This window comes from Pyxidicoccus fallax (assembly GCF_012933655.1).
In the GTDB taxonomy this organism is placed as follows: Bacteria; Myxococcota; Myxococcia; order Myxococcales; family Myxococcaceae; genus Myxococcus; species Myxococcus fallax.
Window position 1 is genome coordinate 1 of the sequence record NZ_JABBJJ010000232.1, and the last position, 20,253, is coordinate 20,253.

Sequence of the window (20,253 nt, forward strand, 5' to 3'; positions counted from 1 at the left end):
GGGCTGGCGCAGGGGGAAGTCCTCGGGGAGCAGCTCGTCACCCTCGGCGAGGGCGGCGGCCTGCTCTACGAGGTTCTCCAGCTCGCGCACGTTGCCGGGGAAGTCGTAGCCCATCAGGTGCGAGACGGCGGCGGCCGACAGGCGCTTGGGCTTGGGGCTGCGGGCGTTGGCGCGCTCCAGGAAGTGCTCGGCGAGGGAGGGCACGTCCTCCAGGCGCTCGCGCAGCGGGGGCACGCGCAGCGTCACCACGTTGAGGCGGTAGTAGAGGTCCTGGCGGAAGCGCTTCTCGCGCACCTCAATCTCGATGTCGCGGTTGGTGGCGGCGACGGTGCGCACGTCCACGCGCAGCGCGGTGGACTCGCCCACGCGGCGCACCTCGCCCTCCTGCAGGGCGCGCAGGAGCTTGGACTGGAAGGTGGGGCTGGTCTCCGTCACCTCGTCGATGAAGAGGGTGCCGCCGTCCGCCTCCTCGAAGAGGCCGCGGCGGGCCTTCACCGCGCCGGTGAAGGCGCCCTTGGCGTGGCCGAACAGCTCGCTCTCCAGCAGCGACTCGCTGATGGCGGCGCAGTTGACGGGCACGAAGGAGCGCACCTTGCGGCGGCTGTGCGCGTGGAGCGCGCGCGCCACCAGCTCCTTGCCGGTGCCGCTCTCGCCCTGGATGAGGACGGTGGCGTCGCTCTGGGCCACGCGCATCAGGCGGCTGGTCAAATCCCGCATGGCCGGGCTGCGGCCCACCAGCGAGGACAGGCCGTGGCGCTGGTTGAAGTCGGTGGCGAGGTTGTCCACGTCGCGCAGCAGGCGGGAGCGCTCCATGGCGCGCTCCACGCGGTAGCGCAGCTCGCCCTCCTTGAAGGGCTTGGTGACGTAGTCGTAGGCGCCCAGGCGCATGGCCTCCACCGCGCTCTCGATGGAGCCGAAGGCCGTCATCATGATGACTTGCAGCCGCGGGGCCACCTCCAGCGCGCGCTTGAGCAGCGTGAGCCCGTCCATGGGCTCCATCTTCAAGTCCGTCAGGAGCAGGTCGATGCTGCCGCCGGCGAGCTGGGCCAGGGCCTCCTCGCCCGTGGCGGCCTCGAAGGCGGTGTAGTGCTCCGCGCGCAGGAGCATCGCGGTGGTGGCGCGCAGGTTGCGCTGGTCGTCCACGACGAGGATGCGTCCACGAGAAGGTGGGGTGTGCGCGTCGGTCATGGGAAGGCGGGCGGCTGCGACAGGGGCAGCCGGAAGGTGAAGGTGGTGCCGCGGCCCGGGATGCTGTCCACGGCGATTTCTCCCCGATGCTCCTCGAGGATGCGCTTGACGACGGCCAGCCCCAGTCCGGTGCCCTGGGCCTTGGTGGTGAAGAAGGGCTCGAAGACGCGGTGGAGCAGTTCCACGGGGATGCCCGGTCCCTGGTCCGCCACGTCGATGCGCAGGTGCTCCTTGCCCGCGTGCTGCTCGCGGCGCGCCCGCACCTGCACCATGCCGCCCTGGGGCATGGACTGGATGGCGTTCACCGCCACGTTGACGAGCGCCTGTCGGATGAGGCGCCGGTCCATGGGCACCGGCGGCAGGCCCGGCTCCACGTCCGAGCGGATGACGACGGGCCGGTCCGCCCCGCCGCCCTGCGCGCGTGCCGCCTCCAGCGAGTCCTGGAGCACGCGCCCCAGGTCCTCGTGCTGGAGCACCGGATCTCTCGGACGCGTGTAGTCCAGCAGGTCCCCGACGATGCGGTTGAGCCGGTCGCTCTCCTCGCCGAGGATGTCCAGCAGCATGGCCGCGTCGCCGCCCGGCTCCAGCAGCCGGCGCAGCGAGGCCACCGCGTTGAAGATGACGCCCAGGGGGTTGCGCACCTCGTGGGCGACAATCGCGGACAGCTCGCCCAGAGCGGCCAGCCGCTCGCGCTTCACCATCTCCGCGCGGGTGGCGGCCAGCTCCGCGTAACTGGCCCACAGCGACTCGTACAGGCGCGCGTTGGCGATGGAGAGCGCGAGCTGGCCGCACGTGGCCTCGGCCAGCTCAATCAGCTCCGGCCCGAAGGAGCGCGGCCTGCGGGTGTCGTCCACCACCACCACGCCGATGAGCTCCTCGCGCGAGGTGAGCGGCAGGGCCAGCAGCGCCTTCTCGCCGAAGCGCTGGACGAGGTCCGTGTCGTAGCCCCCGGCGATGGCCCCCACGTCCTCGATGGCGATGGGCTGGCGCTCCCGGGCCACGCGGGCGGCGAGGCCATCTCCGTGCAGCGGCAGCACCACCGTGCGGAAGAAGTCGCGGTGGGCGGCGGAGGCGGCGGCGCCGCGCAGCAGCTTCGTCCCCTCGTCGTACAGCATGATGTAGCAGTTGGACACGTCCAGCAGGTGGACGAGGAAGTCGGACGCCACGTCGAGGATGCTGGAGGTCTCCAGCACGCCCGACGTGGTGCGCGCCAGGTCCAACAGCAGGCGCGTCTCGGCGAGCTGGCGCGAGGCCTCGGCGCGCAGCCGGCGCTGCTCCATCAGCGCCACCAGCAGCTCCGCCAGCGTGCCCAAGAGCCGCACGTCGCGCGTGTCGAAGGCCCGGCCCGGGCCCCGCAGCACCTGGAGGCTGCCGCACACCGTGCCTCCCCGGGTCAGCGGGGCCATGGCCGCGCGGGCCAGCTTCCCGCTGGACAGCTCGCTCAGCGCCGCCTCCTGGGCCTCGTCGGAGAGCACGCCCTCCCCCGACTCGGCCACCGCGCGCGCCAGCAGGCCGGTGAGGCGCTCGGCGTGCCCGCCGTCACGCACCACGTCCGCCAGCCCCACGTGGGTGACCAGCCCCAGCGCCCCGCCCTGCTGGGCGGACACATGCAGCGCCGCGGCCGAGCCCTGCAGCAGCTCCGCGACGCGCGACAGGAAGTCCTCCAGCGAGGGAGGCACCGGCTGGGCGACGAAGCGCGCCACCTGGGCGACGGCCTCCATCTCCCAGCGGCTGCGCGCACCGTCCGCCTGCACGCGCGCATCCGTCAGCGCCGCGCCCACCACCTTGGCGAACAGCGTCAGCGCCGAGCCATGGCGCGGAGCCAACCACGGCCCCTGCACCCACAGCACCTCCGCCTGGGGGCCGCCCACCGGCAGGTACACGTGCGTGGGCGCCGCCTGGTCCGCGCCGCCGAAGACGGGGCGCCCGTCCGACAGGGACTCCAGCCCCAGGGCCACGTCGTCCGGCAGCGGCCCGCCGTCGCGCGCACAGAGCCGCTCTCCGTCCCAGCGCAGCAGCCGGGCCCGGAAGCCCGCGGCCTCCAGCCCCTTCAGCGCGACCCGCCGTACCGCGTCCTCGGAGTGCGCGGTGACGAGGCCCGCGGACGTCTCCACCAGGCGCTCGGCCACGGACATCTCCGGGGGCCGGTCCATCAGCGGCAGGCAGTTGAGCAGGAGCGCCCCGGCGCCGTCCTCCAGGGAGAGCCGCGTGGCGTACAGGGCCACCTCCCGCGTGGCGCCCCCGGCGCAGGGCACCTGGTAGACCTGCGTGCGCGAATCCAGCGGCGTGCCGGCCTCGAGCAGGCGGTATCGCTCGGCCAACCGGCTGCGCTCCTCGGGCTGCACGAAGTCCAGCACGGAGCGGCCCTCCACGCGCTCGCGCGGCAGGCCAATCAAGGCGAGGTAGGCCTCGTTGACGGCGGACACCCGTCCCTCGACCACCGCCACCATGGGGTTGCCGTAGGGCTCGATGAGGGCCCGCAGGTCGGCCTCGCTGTAACGCTTCGTGCTCATCCGCGACGCAGTACCCGCTTCTCGCCCACCCGGAGCGTCACCTTCTCCCGGTCGAAGTATTCGGACAGGGGGATGACGAACTTACGCGTCTGCCCGACCATTTCCTTGAAGGCCTGGGTGGTAATCTCCTTCTTCTCCCGCAGGTGGGCAACCAGGCGCTCCCGCAGGGTCGCGAGCGCCCCCGCATCGAAGCACAGTTCCTCACTCACGCGGACCACCGTCCCCTCCAAGGCCATGACCTTCAACAACTCCTGGAGCCGGGGCCCCGGCAGTTGAAGCTTCTGTGCCAGCTCGTTGAGGGTGGGTGGCGCCAGCCCCGCCGCCGACAGCTCCGCCGCCAACCGCGCGCGGGCCGCCTCGTCGCCCAGGGACAGCGTCCGGCCCCGCCCCTTGAGGCGCACCACCTCCTTGTCCAGCTCCACCTTCCCCGCGTCCACGAGCGCCTGCGTCACACGTTGAAAGATGCGCGCGTCCAGCTCCGAGGACAGCCGCTGCCGCAGCTCCTCGCGAGGCAGCCCCTCCCGGAGCGGCTCCCGCTCGTGGAACGCGGCCAGCAGGGCGAGCGCCCGCCCGCGCAGTCCCTCGAAAACTTCGCCGGAGAGGTACAGCCGCCGCTCCCGGTCCACCAGCAGCGCCCCACCCCGCGTGCCCAGCAACTCCAGCGTGCGCGTCAGCACCCGCGGCCCCAGCCCCGAGCGGCCGAACAGCTCCTGCTGCGTCAGCCCGCGATAGCCCGCCTGCCGCAAGAGCCACGCCACCTGCCCCGCCGGGTCCGCCTCCAGAAGCGGCGCCACCACCTCGGCGCCTCCCCTGCGGCGCCGGGGCGGGGTGATGGAGAGGATGCGCCCGCCGGCTACCGTGGCGCCGCGGCCGGGCAGCGCGCGCGAGCCGCGCAGGATGAAGCGCTGGCCCACCAGCGCGCCCACCGGGGCGTCCAGCCGCAGCTGCGCGAGCGCCGTCTCGCCGGGCTCCAGCCGCTCCACGTCCAGCAGCGCCACCGTGGCCTCCACCTGCGCGGTGCCCAGGTGCAACAGCAGCTTGCGGCGGCGCGGCAGCGGCGCCTCCGCCGCGGGCAACAGCGTCAGCTCCACGTCCAGCATGCGCGTATCCGGCAGCTCCCCGGAGCGCACCAGCACCATGCCCCGGTGCAGCGCCTCGGGCTCCACGCCGGAGACATTCACCGCCGCGCGCTGGCCCGCCTCCACCTTCGGCTCCGCCTGCCCGTGCACCTGCACGCCGCGGACGCGAAAGGGGCCGGCCTGTCCCGGCAGCAGCGACACCGCGTCCTCCACCGCCACCGCGCCCGACAGCAGCGTGCCCGTCACCACCGTGCCGAAGCCCTTGATGGTGAAGACGCGGTCCACCGGCAGGAAGGTGGGCCCCTCGGCCGGGCGCCTCGGCAGCGCCGCCGCGGCGCGGGTGAGCGCGGCCTTGAGCGCGTCCAGGCCCTCGCCCGTGCGCGACGAGCAGGGCACCACGGGCGCCCCCTCCAGGAAGGTGCCCGCGACGAGCGCGGTCAGGTCCGCCTCCACCAGCGCGCGCCACTCCGGCCCCAGCTCGCCGAGCAGGTCCGACTTGGTGAGGGCGATGACGCCGGCCCTGACGCCCAGGAGGCGGCAGATGTCCAGGTGCTCGCGCGTCTGGGGCATGACGCCCTCGTCCGCGGCCACCACCAGCACCGCCAGGTCCACGCCGCCGGCACCCGCGGCCATGGCCTTCACGAAGCGCTCGTGGCCGGGCACGTCCACCACGCCGGCCATCGTGCCGTCATCCAGCGTCAGGTGCGCGAAGCCCAGCTCCAGGGTGATGCCCCGGCGCTTCTCCTCCTTCAGCCGGTCCGTGTCGATGCCGGTGAGCGCCTTCACCAGGGACGTCTTGCCGTGGTCGATGTGCCCCGCCGTCCCGATGATCATCTCACCCCCACGTCGGGCGTCAGGCCCCGGCCTTGTCCGGGTCCTCGTCGAAGCGGGCGTCGCCGGTGGCGGGCTGGTAGTCCCAGGGGAACACCACCAGCGACGCGGTGGCCAGCGCGCAGTAGTCCGGCGTGTAGCCCTCGGGCCGCGCCACGAGACACGCCGTCTCCACCTTCTTCGCGCCCACCTCGCGCGCCAGCGCCGTGGCCAGCTCCAGCGTGTCACCGCTGGAGGCCACGTCGTCCACAATCAGCACGCGCCGGCCCTTCAGCTCGCGGGGCATCTCCCCGGACAGCTTCGGCCCACCCGAGGCGCGCGCGGCGCCGCCCGTGTCCCGGCTGCGGCGGCTGATGCGCACGGGGAAGAACTCGCAGCCGAGCGCCGACGACAGCGCGCCGCCCACGAAGACGCCGCCGTGGGCCACGCCCACCACCGCCTGCGGCGCGAAGGACTCGCGGATGGCGCCCGCGAGCTCCTGAACCGCGCGGTCGAACTCCGCCCAGCTCAGCTCACGCACGCCGGCGGAGCGGCCGCGGGACTGGTCCCTCCCGGTGGGCTGGCGCGGCGCCTCGACCTGCGGCGCCAGCACCATGTCCTCGGGGATGGACACGAGTTTCTCCGCGTCGCGCCGGGCCTGCTTCGGCGCGGTGGCGGAGCTGTTGGACGACTTCTTCGGAGAGGACTTCGCGGTGGGCTTGCGCTTGCCCTGGGCCTTGAGCCCGGGCGATGCCCGCTTGATGGCCACGGCGGTGACTCCGGATGGGGTGCGGCCCCGTCATACCCCGAGGCACGCTCCCTGGCCACAACCAGCCGCTCCACCACCCCCTCTTCAGTGTCCAGAAGAAGGGGGCGATACATCCTGAAACACTCAGGCGGACAGCTTCTCCTCGACCATGCGGTCGGCCACCTGCTCGGGGCGCAGGCCGGACTCCTTCGCCCGCGTCAGCACCTGGTCGATGGTGTCGAAGATGAGCGCGGCGCGGGCGTAGGCCTTCTCCCGGTCATACCCCGCCCACTCCTGGGCCACGTTGATGAGGCCGCCGGCGTTGGCCGCGTAGTCCGGCACGTAGAGGATGCCGTTCTTCGCCAGCTGCTCGCCGTGACGCATGGTGAGCAGCTGGTTGTTGGCCGCGCCACACACCGCCTTCACCCGGAGCATGGGCAGCGTGGTGTCGTTGATGGCGCCGCCCAGCGCGCAGGGGGCGTAGATGTCCGCCTCCATGTTGTGCAGCTCGTCGGCGCTCACCGCGGTGGCGCCGTACTGCTTCACGGCGTGCTCCACGCTGGCGGCGTTGATGTCGCTCACCCACACCTTCGCGCCGCGCTGGTGCAGCTCCTTCACGAGGTACATGCCCACGTGGCCCACGCCCAGCACGGTGACGCGCAGGCCCTTGAGGTCCGGGCGGCCGAACAGGTGCTTGGCCGTGGCCTCCATGGCGCGCGCCACGCCGTACGCCGTCACCGGCGACGGGTCCCCGCTGCGCTCCTTCAGGCCCACGACGTACTTCGTGTGCTTGCGCACGTGCTCCATGTCGTCCGGGCTGGTGCCGCTGTCCTCGGTGGTGATGTAGCGGCCACCGAGCGACTCCACCGCGCGGCCGAAGGACTCGAAGAGCTTCGCCCGGTCGAAGTTGCCGCGCGGCAGCATGATGACGGCCTTGCCGCCGCCGTGGGGCAGCCCCGCGAGCGCCGCCTTGTACGTCATGCCGCGCGCCAGCCGCAGCGCGTCCGCGACCGCCTCCTCCTCGCTGGTGTACGTCGACAGCGCGCGGGTGCCGCCCAGGCCGGGCCCCAGCCGCGTGTTGTGCATGCCGACGATGGCCCGAAGGCCCGTCTTGGAATCACTGAGGAGGTGGACGGCCTCGTAGCCGCCCTCGAGCAATTGGGTGAAGTAACTCATGGCGCGCGGCAAGTACCGGGGAGACCCGCGCAAGTCAAATCGCGCCGGCCTTCAACATCTCCCGAATTTCCTCTCCTGGAATGACGTATCGCGTCGTGCAGAACTGGCATGTGGCTTCCGCCTGCCCTTCCTTCTCCAGCAGGTCCGTCAGCTCCTCGCGGCCCATGGCCAGGAGCGCGCGCTTCACGCGGTCCTTGCTGCACGAACAGCCGAAGCGCAGCGGATAGCGCGACATCACCTCGAAGTCCGGCTCGGGCACGAGCGCGCGCAGCACCGCGGTGGCGCCGCCGGACGACTGGGCCTTGAGCACGGACTCGAAGTCACGACGCAGCCGGACGCCGAGCGACTTGAAGGCGTCCATGTCCGCGTTGGGCAGCGGCTGGACGAGGAGGCCCGCGACGATGCCCAGCGCGTCCGCGCTGCCGTTGCCGCCGGTGGGAAGCTGGGCCAGCAAGAGGTGCGAGGGCACCTGGTCCGACTGGTGGAGGTAGCGCTCCATGTCGGCCGCCAGGTCGAAGTGCACCAGCTCCACCGCGGAGCGGTAGTACTCGCCCCCGCCCAAATCGCGCAGCACGGACAGGAAGCCCTTGTTCCCCAGCACGGGGCGCCAGTGGTACTGGCCCTCGCCGCCCACGTACTCCACGTGCAGGTTCTTCACGTACCCGCGGACGAGGCCGGAGGCATCGCCATCCACGAAGAGGCCGCGCAGGGGGCCATCGCACTCCACCTGGAGGTTGATGCGCGCGTCATGCTTCTGGAGGGCGCCCATGAGGGAGGCGACCGTGAGGGCCTGGGACAGGAGCGCCGCGGCGGCGGGGGCGGTGCCATGGGTGGCGCGGGCCTGACGGGACAGGTCGGTGGTGAGGGCCAGCACCACCCGCAGGTCGGAATTCTTCAGCAATCCACTGACGAGCTCATCGGACATAGGCAAGCGATTAGCGTGCACCAGCCGGCATTGCCCGCCAACGACAGAAGGCGGGGGCCCCTCCGCCCGCCAGGGGGGCAGCAGCCATCCCGGGGTGACGCATAAGGTCAGCCTTATGCCTCCGTGTGGGACGGCTGGCTTCGGGAGTGCGGAAGAAATCCAGCCTGCCGGCCGGAACGGCTATAAACCGCCGTCCGACTGTCACCCGACCTTGCCTTGGACGCGGTAACCGCCCGCGCGCCGTCGTTGGAGAACCGATGAGCAGCCAAGCCGCCGTAGCCGTTCCGACGAAGACTCCGCTCCTCAAGTCCCGCCTGGGCTCGTTCCTGGCGGTGGTGCCCCTGTCCATCTGGGTCATCAACCACATCTGGGACAACCTCTCCGCGTTCAACGGAGCGGCGGCGTGGGAGGCCTCGGTGACGAGCTACTCCAACCCGTTCGCCCAGGCCTTCACCTTCATCATCGTCATCCTGCCCCTGCTGATTCACACCGGCTGGGGCCTGCTCCGGCTGTTCAGCTTCAAGCCGAACAACGGCCGGTACAACAACTACGGCAACCTCAAGTACATCGTTCAGCGCCTGAGCGCGGTGGGCGTGCTCTTCTTCCTGGGCGCCCACATCTGGCTGGCCTTCCTGCACCCGCGCCTCGTCGAGGGGCACCCGGAGCCGTTCTCCGACATCGCCCGGGAGATGCACCACCACATGCCCACGCTCATCGTCTACCTGCTGGGCACGCTGGGCACCGCGTACCACCTGGCCAACGGCCTCCAGGGCTTCGCCATGTACTGGGGCATCCTCGCCAGCGAGCGCTCCATGCGCCGCTTCGAGCCTGTCGTCATCGGCCTGTTCCTCCTCCTGACGGCGATGAGCTGGGCGGTCATCTACGCGCTGTACAACGCGGGCGCCGCCTTCAGCCCCACGGGCGCCTCCCCTCCGTGACGCGAGGCCCGGTCCGCCCGGGCGCCGCCGTCCAGCGCTGAAGCAGCCCACCGGCCGCCCGGGGATTTCCCTGGAGCGGCCGGTGTCGTTTCCGGGGGCGGACCCTGCCAAGAAAGAAGCCTGTTGGCCCGGGACCTTCCGGCGGCGCTGCCGGAGCAGCTCGCGCCCGCGCTCGGGCCCTCGTCCTCGCGAGGGTGGGGACTGGAACGAGAGCCGGCCAACCCGGGACGTGCCGGGAGTGGCGCCGCCACGTGGGGGAGCCCCCCAAAGCGAACCGGCCGCCCCCAAGTGCATCCGGGAGCGGCCGGTTTCATTTCGCGGGGAGCGCCAGGGGCGCCGTCACCGGGTGCTAAGCCATCCCGACTAATTCCGTTCAGGGGGTAGCGGCACCGGAGCTCGATTTACCGGCCTCGGCGGTGGTTGCCCCTGACAAAACTTCCTTCGGCTGGCTTAGAACGGGATGTCGTCGTCGCCGCCGCCGCCGGGGCCCCCGCCCATGCCGCTGTCATCCATGGGAGGCGGCTGGCCGTAGTCGGTGTCCATGCCGTTGCCGCTGCCATTGCCACGCTGCGAGTTGAACTGCCGGCGTCCGCCACCGCCGCCGCCGCCGCTCATGCCCTCACCGGCGTCGCGCCCACCGAGGAACGTCACCGAGTTGGCGACCACCTCCGTGGTGTAGTTCTTCCGGTTCTCCTTGTCCGTCCACTCGCGCGTCTGCAGGCGGCCCTCGATGTAGCACTGCCGTCCCTTCTTCAGGTACTCGCCGCAGAGCTCCGCGAGCTTTCCCCAGACGACGATGCGGTGCCACTCGGTCCGCTCCTGCTTCTGGCCATTCTTGTCGGTCCAGCTGTCGCTGGTGGCGATGCGGAAGTTGGCGACCGCCTGCCCACCCGGGGTGAACCGGACTTCGGGGTCCGCGCCCAGGTTGCCGATGAGAATGACCTTGTTCACGCCTCCAGCCATGACTGCGTTCCTTTCACACGAGAACCGCCCCACCACGGGGCGGTTGCACCCCGCCAGGAACGGTCCTGGCGGGTTGGCCTTCACCTATAGCAGTGCACACCGACATCCGGTCGAGCGCCAGAAATAGTCCAGCCGGCTTGCTCGCCAGGCCGCTCTCCGAGCGAGGGAGGACTCCGCCCGGAGTCGCTGAACGTGAGGGAGGCGGGACGACCTGACCGGGCACACCGCGGCGGCGAGCGCACCGGACCGGCGGGGGTACCCGCTGGAAGCAGGACGACCCGCCCACACACATCCCGCGGCGTGTGTCCCGGAACGGGCGCGGGCACCCGCTGAAAGCAGGACGACCCGCCCGGGCGCATGCCTCGGAGCGGGTCGTCGGGGTGGGAAGGCGGTGCTGCCCGTCCCGGACGCGGTGGTGCGCGCCTCGGGACGGAGACGTCAGGAAGCCGGCATCACCCGCCCGGGCGCGTCTCGGCGGTGCGCGCCTCGGGAGGGTTGCCGGTGCGGGCGGGGACGACCGGCGCGTTGCCGGCCGGGGCCACCACCTGCACCGGAACGAGCCCGTCCGGCGAGCGGGGCGGGGCCTTGGCCTCGGCCACCTTTTGCGACAGCGTGGAGTCCAGCCCCTTGGCGAAGCTGGCGAGCTGCGGGTCCGTGGCGCCCAGCATGCGGCGCAGGGACTTCCAGAACGGATGGTCCGCCTGCCCCGCCTGCACCAGCGCGCGGGCCAGCAGCGTGGTGGACGCCTCGCGGTCCCCGGCGTCGGCGGCGCGCAGGGCCACCACCAGCTCCTCGGGAGCGGTGCGGGCCACCTCGCCCAGCGCCTCCGACATCTCCTGCTGGGACTGCGCGTCGGTCCCGGTGGCTCCCGCCAGCTCCAGCACGCGGGCCAGGGCCTCGGCGTTGCCGCCCGCGGCCAGCTCCACCATGCTGCTGACGCCCGGCACCTCCACCGACAGCACGCGCGCCACTTCCTTCAGGCGGCCGTACACCTCGCCGGTGGCGGAGTAGCTGTCCAGCAGCGTGCGCGCGCCCAGGTAGTCATGCGGGTTGGACTGGTAGAGGCTCTCCGCCAGCACCGCGCGCACCGCCGGGTCCCTCTCGCTGCGCCACGCCGTGCGCAGGAAGCCGATGTTGCGCTGGTCGCGCTGCTTGCCCAGGTCCAGGTACGTCTTGATGCGGGCGGCCACGTCGTTGATGGCGCCCGGGGCGCGGCCGTTGTCGGCCAGCGCGGCCACCGCGTTGGAGGGCCCCAGGCTGGAGCCGGTGGCGGCCACCGCCGCGCCCAGCGCGTCCAGGCCGGCGACGATGGGGCCGGCGCGGCCCGCGAAGTCGTTGGCCATCATGGAGAAGGAGAAGCGCTCACCGCCCGCGCTCGTCACGTAGCCGCTCAGCGCGGAGACGCTCTCCAGCGTGCCCGTCTTGGCGCGCAGCCGGCCCACGGCCTCGCTGCCCTCGAAGCGGTACTTCAGCGTGCCGTCCTTGCCCGCGATGGGCACCGACGAGAGGTACTCGGGGGCGAACGGGAAGCGGTCGTACATGTAGCGCAGGAGCCGGTTGACCTGCGCGGCGGAGAAGCGGTTGGCGTCGTTGAGGCCGCTGCCGTTCTTCATCACGTAGGTGCCACGCGGGATGCCCACGTCGCGCTCGAGGAACTGCTCCACCACCTCCACGCCCTTGACGAAGGTGCCCGGCGCGCCGCGCCGCTCGGCGCCCATCGTCTTGAGGAGCTGCTCGGCGACGAAGTTGCTGGAGAGCTTGTTGAGGCGCTTGAGGATGACGTCGAACGTCTCCGACTGCGACACGTACAGCATCTTCGCCTTGGAGGGCGTCACGCCGGCCTTCACCTTGCCCTTCACCTTCATGCCGCGGGTGCTCAGCATCTGCTTGAGCGTCTGGCCGAAGTACATGGGCGGGTTGTCGATCTTCTTCCAGACGCTGACGGCGCCGCCGCGCTCCTCGGGAATCTGGCCGCGGACGATGATCTTCTGCTGCGGACCGGCCGGGTCCGAGGTGACGGAGATGCGGCGCGCACGGCGCGAGCCGGTGGACAGCTGGTTCTCCACGATGAAGTAGTCGCTGGGCGGCTCCATCTCCACCACGGCCTTGGCGCCGGAACCGCTGCCGGGGCGCAGGTAGATGGCCACCGCGTTCCAGTTGAGGCTCAGCGCGCCGGTGGGCGCCATGTACGCGCGGTCCGAGTCCTCCTGGTCATAGCCGGGCGGCGTGCGCTCGGCGTCGAACCACGAGTCGTCGACGACGATGTCACCGACCTCGCGCACGCCGGTGTGCCACAGCTCGGCGACGATGCCCCACAGGCGCTCGGTGGTGATGGACGGGTCGCCCTTGCCGCGCACGTAGAGCGTCTTGACCTTGCCGTCCGTCGGCAGGTCCGGCTCCACGAGGAACTCGGTGTCGTAGCGGAACTCGGGCCCAAGGGACGCGAGCGCCGCCGCCGACGTCACCAGCTTCACGTTGGAGGCGGGGTTGAGCAGCTCGTCGGCGTTGTGGCTGAACACCACGGTGCCGTCGTCGAGGCTCTGCATGTGCACGCCCACGCGGCTGGACTTCAGGGCGGTGCGCTGGAGCACCTCCATCAAGGCCGCCTTCAGCGCCTCGCGGTCCGCGCGCTTCTCCGCGGCGGTGGGAGGCGCCGACAGCGCGACGCTCGGGAGTGTCAGGAAAATGATGGCCGCTGCGGCCAAGAAGGGGCTGGCTCGATGGACCTGCACACTCTCTCCAGGGAAGACGGACGCCATTATGGGGAAGGGCGTGAAAGGGGAGCAAGGGAGAGAGGTAGCGGGAGTCCACGTCTGGGCGCTCGCTCTTCCACCAGGCGGCAAGCGGATGCCCGGCATGTGGACTTCTTTTCACTGCTTCCTTCTCAGAGTCCGGCACTTCACGGGCGTAGAATCCCCACGCCCCCTGACATTTCACCTGTCACCGGGTCGCGGAACCGTTGCGAAGGCTGCCCCCTCCTCCCACCCGGGCCCTCATGAAGCCCCCTGCCGCACCCGGTGTGCTCCGAAGACTCCGTTGGCTCTGGACGATTGGCGTGTCCAGCATCCTCGGGTTGCTCGGTGTGTCCGGAGTGCTCGGGCTCACGGGCTGCAAGGCGGAGCCGCCGGCGGACGGCATCACCGTGCTGCTGGAAGCGCCACCGGACAGCCTGGATGACCGCTTCGCCTTGACGGCCAACGGTCAGCGGCTGGCGGCGCTCATCACCCCGGGGCTGCTGGCCTTCGACGACACGAGCCAGCCGGTGCCGGTGCTGGCCGAGTCCTTCCGCGACGTGTCCCCCACCGTCATGGAGTTCACGCTTCGGCCGGGGCTCACCTTCCATGATGGCACCGCGCTGACGGCGGAGGACGTGAAGGCCACCTACGACGGGATGCGGGACGCACGGGTGCGCAGCCCCCGGGTGGAGCGGTACGCGGCGCTGGAGCGGGTGGAGGTGGTGGACGCGCGCACCGTGCGCTTCCACCTGAAGCACCCCTACGCGCCGCTCGTGGCGGAGCTGTCCGCCGGAATCCTCCCCGCCGAGCGGGCGGGCCCCGAGGGCGTCACGGCCCAGGGCGAGCACCCCGTGGGCGCCGGGCCCTTCCGCTTCGAGTCCCAGCCGGACGAGGAGCACCTGACGCTGGTGCCCTTCCCGGGCTGGTACGCGGGGGCGCCCGCCCTGCCCCGGCTGCGCTTCCGCGTGGTGCGCGACGAGACGACGCGCGTGCTGGAGTTGCTCAAGGGACGCGCGGACCTGGCCGTCAACGTGCTGTCTCCGGCGGTGCTGCCGGTGCTGCGGCGCGAGCCCCACCTGCGCGTGCTGTCGCGTCCCGGGACGGGCTTCACGTACGTGGGCCTCAACCTGCGCGAGGGCCCGCTGGCGGACGCGCGCGTGCGCAAGGCGCTGTGCCACCTGGTGGACGTGAAGCCGGTGGTGGAGCACAAGCTGCACGGGCTGGCGCGACCGGCCGGAGGGATGCTGCCGCGCGCGCACTGGGCCTGGATACCCCTGCCGGAATGCCAGTACGCGCCGGACGAGGCCGCGCGCCTGCTGGACGCGGCGGGCTACCCCGACCCGGACGGGCCCGGCGGCGAGCCCCGGCTGACGCTGTCCCTGAAGACGAGCACGGACCGGCTGCGCCGCTCGGTGGGGCTGGTGCTGAAGGAGCAGTTCTCCCGGGGCGGCGTGCGCGTGGAGGTGCGCTCGCTGGAGTTCGGCACCTTCTTCGAGGACGTGCGCCGGGGCCGCTTCGAGATGTTCACCCTCAAGTTCGCCTCCGTCATGGAGCCGGACCTGCTGCGCGGCGCGTTCCACTCCGCCAACGTGCCCGGGCCGGAGAACCACTGGGGTGGCTTCAACCGGGGCGCCCTGCGGGACACGGTGCTGGACGCGCTCCTGGAGGAGGCGGCCCGCCTCCCGCGCGAGGAGCGAAGGCGCCGCTATGGCGAGGCGCAGGCGTGGCTGTCCGAGCTGACGCCCGTACTTCCGCTGTGGCACGAGGACAGCGTGGCGGTGGTGTCCACGCGCCTGGAGGGTTTCGAGCCGAGTGCCCACGGCCTGCTCACTCCGCTGGCCCGCGCGCGGCTCGCCCCGGAGAGCGCGCCATGAAGCGGCGCCTCGCGTCGTCGGCGGTGGCGCTGGTGGGCGCGCTGCTGCTCGTGTCGCTGTTCCTCCGCCTCGTGCCGGGAGACCCGGTGGACGTCATGCTGGGCGAGCAGGCCACGGAGGTGGACCGCGCGGCGCTGCGCAGGGCCGTGGGGTTGGATTTGCCGTGGTACGAGGAACTCGGCGTCTTCACGCGGCAGCTCGTCACCGGGGAACTGCGCACGTCGCTGCCGCCCTTCCAGCGCAAGGTGCTACCCGCCATCGGCGCGGCGCTGCCGTACACGCTGGCGCTGACGGTGGCGTCCATGCTGGTGGCGCTGGCGCTGGCGCTCCCACTGGGCGTGGCGGCGGCGGCGCGGCGGGGCACGGTGGTGGACGCGGCGGCCATGAGCGCGTCCGTGGCGGGCGTGGCGCTGCCTCGCTTCTGGCTGGGGCCGATGCTCATCATCGTCTTCTCGCTGAAGCTGGACTGGCTGCCGGTGTCCGGCGCGGAGTCGTGGCGGCACGGGGTACTTCCCTCGCTGACGCTGGGTTTGGCGCTCGCGGCCTTCCTGGCGCGGATGACGCGCGCGTCCATGCTGGAGTCGCTGCGCGAGGACTACGTCACCGTGGCCCGCGCCAAGGGTCTGTCCCCTCGCGCGGTGCTGTGGAAGCACGCGTTCCGCAATGCGCTGCTGCCGCTGCTCACGGTGCTGGGACTGGAGTTCGGCACGCTGCTGGGCGGCGCCATCGTCACGGAGAAGGTGTTCTCCTGGCCGGGCATGGGCACGCTGCTGCTCACCGCGATTGAAAAGCGGGACTACAACACCGTGCGCGCGACGGTGCTCGTCTTCACGTTCTGCTACGTGGTCGTGAATACGCTCACCGACGCGGCCTATGCGTTGGCGGACCCGCGCGTGCGGAGGCGCTCGTGAGCCCGCGCCGCTTCCGGCTCTCCTCCTGGGGAGGGCGCTTCGGGCTGGCCGTTGCCACGCTCTGGGTGCTCACCGCGCTCCTGGCCCCGGTGCTCGCGCCGTACGCACCGGACGCGGTGGACCTGCCCTCCGAGCTGGCCGCTCCCGGCTCCGGGCACGTGCTGGGCGCGGGGGAGAATGGCATCGACATCCTCACCCATGTCCTCTACGGCGCGCGCGTGTCGCTCCTCGTCTCCGTCTTCGCGGTGGCGCTGTCGGGGCTCATCGGCGTGACGCTGGGAAGCGTGGCGGGCTACGCGGGCGGCTGGGTGGACGAGGTGGTGATGCGCGGCGTGGACGTGCTGCTCGCCTTCCCGGGCATGCTGCTGGCGCTGTTCATCACCGCCGTGCTGGGCCCCAGCCTCGCCAACGTCGTCTTCGCCCTCTCCTTCACCGGCTGGACGGGCTACGCGCGGCTGGCGCGCGGGCAGGTGCTCACCCTTCGCGAGCGCGAGTACGTGCAGGCCGCGCGCGCCCTGGGCGCGGGCCCCGGGCGCATCCTCTTCCGCCACGTGCTGCCCAACGCCTCGGGGCCGCTGCTCGTGCAGGCCACCTTCGCGCTGCCGGGCGCCATCCTCGCCGAGGCCTCGCTGAGCTTCCTCGGCCTGGGCGTCCCCCCTGGCACGCCTTCCTGGGGCGCGCTGGTGGACCAGGGCACGCAGTACCTCCTCGTCGCCCCCCACGTGGCCCTCTTCCCCGGCGTGGCCCTGGTCCTCACCGTCCTGGGCTTCAACCTCCTCGGGGACGCGCTGAGGGATGCGCTGGACCCGAGACACCTGGAGCGGTAACGAACAAGCCCCCACACAGCCGGAGGACAACGTCGATGCGAGCCGTGGTGCAGCGGGTGCTGGAGGCGTCGGTGACGGTGGAGGGTCAGCGGGTGAGCGAAATCGGCCCGGGGCTGCTGGTGCTCCTGGGCGTGGGCAAGGGCGACACCGAAGCGGACGTGACGTGGATGGTGGAGAAGCTCGCCACCCTGCGCATCTTCGAGGACGCCGCCGGGAAGATGAACCTCTCCCTCGAGGACACCTCCAAGCAGCTCATCGTCGTCAGCCAGTTCACCCTCTACGGCAACGCGCAGAAGGGCCGGCGGCCCAGCTTCATCGACGCCATGGAGCCCACCGGCGCCAAGGCCCTCTACGAGCGCGCCTGCGAATTGCTCCGCCAGCGCGGCCTCACCGTGGGCACCGGCATCTTCGCCGCCGACATGAAGGTGGCGCTCGTCAACGACGGGCCCGTCACCATCCTCCTGGAGAGCCCCGGCCCCGCCGCGCCGAAGCCCCAGTAGCTACACGCGGATGCCGGAGCCCTTCGTCACCAGCGCCGCCAGCCCCTGCTTCGACAGCGCGGCGTGGCGCACGTGCGACGTGAGCGCACCCAATTCCCGAATCCAGTGGGCCGCGCGCGGCCCCAGGCCCGAGAAGGCCACCGTCAGCGGCGGCGGCTGGGCCAGCTTCCCCAGCCAGTAGCCCAGCACCTCGTCCTTCTCCGGCAAGGACGGCAGCTTCATCCGCTCCTGCTCGCGCGCCAACAGCCGCTCCAGCTTGCGCGGCAGGTTCACCTGCCAGTGCGCCACCATCCGCGCCGGGCGCCACGTCCAGTCCGCGAAGGCGAAGCGCTCGTGGGCGAAGTACTCGCCGCGCCCCTGCGTGCTGAAGACGCGGTCCGGGGGGAACTCCGGGAAGGGCTCCCACTGGCCCGCCAGCATCGACGCCAGCCCCATGTCCGCCAGGGGCCGGAAGCGGAAGCCGTCCCGCACCTCGCGCGCCGCGCGCGCGTCCCAGTACGGGTAGCTCGGCTGCTCCACCATGAGGGCCAGGTGCAGCGCCTCGTCCCACCCCTCCGCGTAGCCCGCCTGCAGCTCCGCCACGTCCCAGCCCGCGGGGCCCTCGTGCCACGGGAGGAAGACGAGCCGGTCCACCAGCTCCGCCCACGGCTCCGCGTCCACCGAGCCCAGGCCCCCGGGCACCGCCGTGGACAGCAGGCGCTCACACAGCATGCGCGCCTGACCGTCCCCCAGCTCTCCGAGCAGGGACTCCAGCGCGCCCGAGGCGTCCGCCATGGCGCGGGTGAGGAAGGGCAGGACCTGCTCGTGGAAGAACCGGTCGTTGATGGGCCTCAGGACGACATCCATCGTGGGCTCCCCCCGGAGCCGGCCTTCAGGGCCGCGCGTCTTCCTGGATGATGAGGGCGTGGATGTCCGCGGCCGTGGGCGCCTCGAGGATGGCCGTCCGGAAGCGGGGATTCTTGAACAGGCGCGAGATGCGGGCCAGGGCCTTCAGGTGCACCCCGGCGCTGTTCTCCGGCGCCACCAGCGCGAAGAACAGGTGGGTGGGCTTGCCGTCGATGGCCTCGAAGTCGACCCCCGCGCGGGACACGCCGAAGGCGGCCTGGAGCTGCGCCATGCCCGGCAGCTTGCCGTGCGGAATGGCCACGCCCTCGCCGATGCCGGTGCTGCCCAGCTTCTCGCGCTCGCGGAGCACCTCCACCAGCCGGTCCGCCGGCAGCAGCGGGTGGGCGCGCACCAGGGTGGCGCTCAGCTCGCGCAACACCTCCGGTTTCGTCCGCGACTGCATGTCGGCGATCACGGCTTGGGGGCTGAGGAACTCGGCGATTCTCACTGACGCTCCCGCGCTGGCGCTCCTGAGAAGGCGGCAATTACTCCTCACCCTCGTTTAGCGCAAGGGTGGCCTGCCGTCCCGGCCTCCGCTGCGCTCACTGCGCATCATGGCGAAGGAGGGACGGGGGCGCCACACGCCACTCACGTCGCCCTCCCATACCCCGGGGCGATATGCGCTTCACGGGCTGGCGTTTCCCCCTGCGAGTCCGCCACGGAACAGCGGACCCCGGAGGACCGCCATGAAACGCCTGCTGTTGTCGACGGCAACCGTCGTTTCCCTGCTCGGCACGGGCTGCGCCGCCACCTCGGGTGCCCGGGACGCCTCCAGCGGCGTGCCCCTGGGCAGCGCCGCCCTCGAGCCGCTGCGCCTGGAGGGCGCCGACATCACCGGCCCCACCTCCTCGCTGCGCCTCGTCGAGGACGGCCTGCACGGCCGCTTCCGCACCCGCCCCGTGTCCCTCCAGTGGAGCCACCAGGAGATGACCGGCTCGGTGGGCCAGCTCGTCACGCGGCTGCAACTGGCCGAAGGGGACGACACCCGCGTCTGGGGCACCTTCGCCGGCCTCACCCTGGACCTCACCGAGGACGGCACGTGGCTGCACGGCCGGGTGGGCCTGTGCGCCTACGCCCTCAAGCGGGACGGGGACACCCTCCGGGGCATGCGCGACTGCGGCACCCAGCTGGAGCGGGACATCGAGGTCTCCTTCCCCCAGGCGCTCGCGACCCGGCCGGTGGGCGAGCGGGCCGCGCTGATGGCGCTGGTGCTCGTCAACACCGGCGCCACGGATGATGCGCCCCAGGCCCGCTACAAGCCCAAGGGGGGCACCGAGCGCGTCCTCCCGAAGACCCACTGCCGGCGCGACAGCATGTGAGCCTTCCAGGCAATGCCCTGGCCACACACCGGGCCAGGGCCGGCGCGCTCCGTCCTTCGAGGGGGGGACGGAGCGCGTTTTTTTCGCCGAGGCGCGAGCCTCAGGTGCCGGTGGCGGCCGCCGTGGCCGGCGGGTGCGGCTCGATGAGGCCGTACTGGCCATCCTTGCGCCGGTACACGATGCACAGCGCGTCCGACGCCACGTTGTGGAAGACGTAGAAGTCGTTGTTCATCAGGTTCATCTGCATCACCGCCTCATCCACCGACAGGGGCTTGATGGTGAGGTGGGTGGCGCGCACCACGCGGGCGGAGGGGGGCACCGGAGTGGGCGCCGCGGCGGGCTTCGGCTCGGGCACCGCGGCCAGAGCGGGGGGCTCTCCGGCGGCGAGGGTGGCCAGCTCCTCCGCGTCCTGCATCTCGAACACCGCGTGGCGGACCTTCAGCTGATTCACCAGGTCCTGCCGGTGGTGGACGCGCTCACGGCCGTGGTGCGTCTTCAGCTTGTCGCGGTAGCGCCGCAGCTGGCGCTCGATTTTGTCCATCGCCAGGTCGATGGAGGCGTACATGTCATCACTCTTCTCCCGCCCGCGGAGCACCCAGGCTCCGGAGTGGATGGTGATGTCCGCATGGTGGAGGTGGCGCTCCAGGTACAGCACCACGTGGGCTTCTCCGGCTCTGTCCAGCAACCGGTTCACCCGTTCGACCTTCTCGCGTGCGTACTCCTTGAGGGAATCCGACGCCCCGAACTGCCGGAAGGTGATGTTGAACTGCATGCGTGGCTGCCTCCTAGGGAGAGAGGGGAGCTCCGTGACAGATCAGAAACGGCTGCTCCCGGGAAAGCAACCCACCCCCCAGGTTTGCTC

At 71.7% G+C, this 20,253-nt stretch carries 17 protein-coding genes; 6 read left to right on the forward strand and 11 right to left on the reverse strand.

Annotated features, from left to right (window positions below; translation table 11 throughout):
• The 6 genes from HG543_RS36050 to hslO all read right to left on the reverse strand — a co-directional run.
• Positions 1–1,188, reverse strand: a 1,188-nt coding sequence (locus HG543_RS36050; protein ID WP_169349454.1) for a sigma-54-dependent transcriptional regulator, incomplete at its 3' end; no start/stop codon positions are given.
• Positions 1,185–3,701 (reverse strand): ATP-binding protein, encoded by a 2,517-nt coding sequence (locus HG543_RS36055; protein ID WP_169349455.1) that lies wholly within the window; start codon positions 3,699–3,701, stop codon positions 1,185–1,187. The genes HG543_RS36050 and HG543_RS36055, both read right to left, overlap by 4 nt.
• Positions 3,698–5,614, reverse strand: a complete 1,917-nt coding sequence (selB, locus tag HG543_RS36060; protein WP_169349456.1) for a selenocysteine-specific translation elongation factor — start codon at positions 5,612–5,614, stop codon at positions 3,698–3,700. The genes HG543_RS36055 and selB overlap by 4 nt, the downstream gene beginning before the upstream one ends.
• 19 nt (positions 5,615–5,633) lie before the next feature.
• A complete protein-coding gene (locus HG543_RS36065; RefSeq protein WP_169349457.1) occupies positions 5,634–6,359 on the reverse strand; it encodes a phosphoribosyltransferase family protein in 726 nt (241 codons plus the stop codon).
• A gap of 123 nt (positions 6,360–6,482) precedes the next feature.
• Positions 6,483–7,514: a Leu/Phe/Val dehydrogenase gene (locus HG543_RS36070; protein ID WP_169349458.1), complete on the reverse strand. Its 1,032-nt coding sequence runs from the start codon at positions 7,512–7,514 to the stop codon at positions 6,483–6,485.
• A 34-nt stretch (positions 7,515–7,548) separates the two neighbouring features.
• Complete coding sequence (gene hslO, locus HG543_RS36075) at positions 7,549–8,439, reverse strand: Hsp33 family molecular chaperone HslO (protein ID WP_169349470.1); 891 nt, start codon at positions 8,437–8,439, stop codon at positions 7,549–7,551.
• Positions 8,440–8,696: 257 nt separating this feature from the next.
• On the opposite strand from hslO, the gene HG543_RS36080 reads away from it, so the two are divergent.
• Positions 8,697–9,377, forward strand: coding sequence for a succinate dehydrogenase/fumarate reductase transmembrane subunit (locus HG543_RS36080; RefSeq protein ID WP_169349459.1), 681 nt, complete (start codon positions 8,697–8,699; stop codon positions 9,375–9,377).
• Between the two features lie 450 nt (positions 9,378–9,827).
• Here HG543_RS36080 and HG543_RS36085 read toward each other — a convergent pair whose 3' ends face one another.
• Both HG543_RS36085 and dacB read right to left on the reverse strand, forming a co-directional pair.
• Positions 9,828–10,340 carry a single-stranded DNA-binding protein gene (locus tag HG543_RS36085; RefSeq protein WP_169349460.1) on the reverse strand — a complete coding sequence of 171 codons (513 nt, stop codon included), beginning with the start codon at positions 10,338–10,340 and terminating at the stop codon, positions 9,828–9,830.
• 452 nt (positions 10,341–10,792) lie between these two features.
• Positions 10,793–13,072 (reverse strand): D-alanyl-D-alanine carboxypeptidase/D-alanyl-D-alanine endopeptidase, encoded by a 2,280-nt coding sequence (gene dacB, locus HG543_RS36090; protein ID WP_169349461.1) that lies wholly within the window; start codon positions 13,070–13,072, stop codon positions 10,793–10,795.
• Positions 13,073–13,395: 323 nt separating this feature from the next.
• Here dacB and HG543_RS36095 point away from each other — a divergent pair, with 323 nt between their 5' ends.
• Genes HG543_RS36095 through dtd form a run of 4 tightly spaced genes read left to right on the forward strand, consistent with a single transcriptional unit; the run spans position 13,396 to position 17,187 of the window.
• Complete coding sequence (locus tag HG543_RS36095) at positions 13,396–14,949, forward strand: ABC transporter substrate-binding protein (RefSeq protein WP_343073522.1); 1,554 nt, start codon at positions 13,396–13,398, stop codon at positions 14,947–14,949.
• Positions 14,946–15,860 (forward strand): ABC transporter permease, encoded by a 915-nt coding sequence (locus tag HG543_RS36100; protein ID WP_169349463.1) that lies wholly within the window; start codon positions 14,946–14,948, stop codon positions 15,858–15,860. The genes HG543_RS36095 and HG543_RS36100 overlap by 4 nt, the downstream gene beginning before the upstream one ends.
• On the forward strand, positions 15,857–16,687 hold the full coding sequence (locus tag HG543_RS36105; protein WP_169349464.1) for an ABC transporter permease subunit: 831 nt from the start codon (positions 15,857–15,859) through the stop codon (positions 16,685–16,687). The genes HG543_RS36100 and HG543_RS36105 overlap by 4 nt, the downstream gene beginning before the upstream one ends.
• Positions 16,688–16,722: 35 nt before the next feature.
• On the forward strand, positions 16,723–17,187 hold the full coding sequence (dtd, locus tag HG543_RS36110) for a D-aminoacyl-tRNA deacylase (RefSeq protein WP_169349465.1): 465 nt from the start codon (positions 16,723–16,725) through the stop codon (positions 17,185–17,187).
• Here the strand turns inward: dtd and HG543_RS36115 are convergent, their stop codons facing one another.
• Together HG543_RS36115 and HG543_RS36120 are read right to left on the reverse strand one after the other, a co-directional pair.
• Positions 17,188–18,033: a hypothetical protein gene (locus tag HG543_RS36115; RefSeq protein ID WP_169349466.1), complete on the reverse strand. Its 846-nt coding sequence runs from the start codon at positions 18,031–18,033 to the stop codon at positions 17,188–17,190.
• A gap of 25 nt (positions 18,034–18,058) precedes the next feature.
• Positions 18,059–18,520 carry a PTS sugar transporter subunit IIA gene (locus HG543_RS36120; protein ID WP_169349467.1) on the reverse strand — a complete coding sequence of 154 codons (462 nt, stop codon included), beginning with the start codon at positions 18,518–18,520 and terminating at the stop codon, positions 18,059–18,061.
• 238 nt (positions 18,521–18,758) lie between these two features.
• Between HG543_RS36120 and HG543_RS36125 the strand changes: the two genes are divergently transcribed.
• Complete coding sequence (locus HG543_RS36125) at positions 18,759–19,391, forward strand: hypothetical protein (RefSeq protein WP_169349468.1); 633 nt, start codon at positions 18,759–18,761, stop codon at positions 19,389–19,391.
• 100 nt (positions 19,392–19,491) lie between these two features.
• Here the strand turns inward: HG543_RS36125 and hpf are convergent, their stop codons facing one another.
• Positions 19,492–20,163, reverse strand: a complete 672-nt coding sequence (gene hpf / locus HG543_RS36130) for a ribosome hibernation-promoting factor, HPF/YfiA family (protein ID WP_169349469.1) — start codon at positions 20,161–20,163, stop codon at positions 19,492–19,494.
• Positions 20,164–20,253 lie beyond the last annotated feature (90 nt).

Excerpts from the sequence above, each read along its gene's own strand:
- hpf (WP_169349469.1), bottom strand. The coding sequence starts at position 20,163 with ATGCAGTTCAACATCACCTTCCGGCAGTTCGGGGCGTCGGATTCCCTC.
- HG543_RS36080 (WP_169349459.1), top strand. The coding sequence starts at position 8,697 with ATGAGCAGCCAAGCCGCCGTAGCCGTTCCGACGAAGACTCCGCTCCTC.
- dtd (WP_169349465.1), top strand. The coding sequence starts at position 16,723 with ATGCGAGCCGTGGTGCAGCGGGTGCTGGAGGCGTCGGTGACGGTGGAG.
- HG543_RS36070 (WP_169349458.1), bottom strand. The coding sequence starts at position 7,514 with ATGAGTTACTTCACCCAATTGCTCGAGGGCGGCTACGAGGCCGTCCAC.
- HG543_RS36115 (WP_169349466.1), bottom strand. The coding sequence starts at position 18,033 with ATGGATGTCGTCCTGAGGCCCATCAACGACCGGTTCTTCCACGAGCAG.
- HG543_RS36085 (WP_169349460.1), bottom strand. The coding sequence starts at position 10,340 with ATGGCTGGAGGCGTGAACAAGGTCATTCTCATCGGCAACCTGGGCGCG.
- hslO (WP_169349470.1), bottom strand. The coding sequence starts at position 8,439 with ATGTCCGATGAGCTCGTCAGTGGATTGCTGAAGAATTCCGACCTGCGG.
- HG543_RS36125 (WP_169349468.1), top strand. The coding sequence starts at position 18,759 with ATGAAACGCCTGCTGTTGTCGACGGCAACCGTCGTTTCCCTGCTCGGC.
- HG543_RS36055 (WP_169349455.1), bottom strand. The coding sequence starts at position 3,701 with ATGAGCACGAAGCGTTACAGCGAGGCCGACCTGCGGGCCCTCATCGAG.
- HG543_RS36100 (WP_169349463.1), top strand. The coding sequence starts at position 14,946 with ATGAAGCGGCGCCTCGCGTCGTCGGCGGTGGCGCTGGTGGGCGCGCTG.
- selB (WP_169349456.1), bottom strand. The coding sequence starts at position 5,614 with ATGATCATCGGGACGGCGGGGCACATCGACCACGGCAAGACGTCCCTG.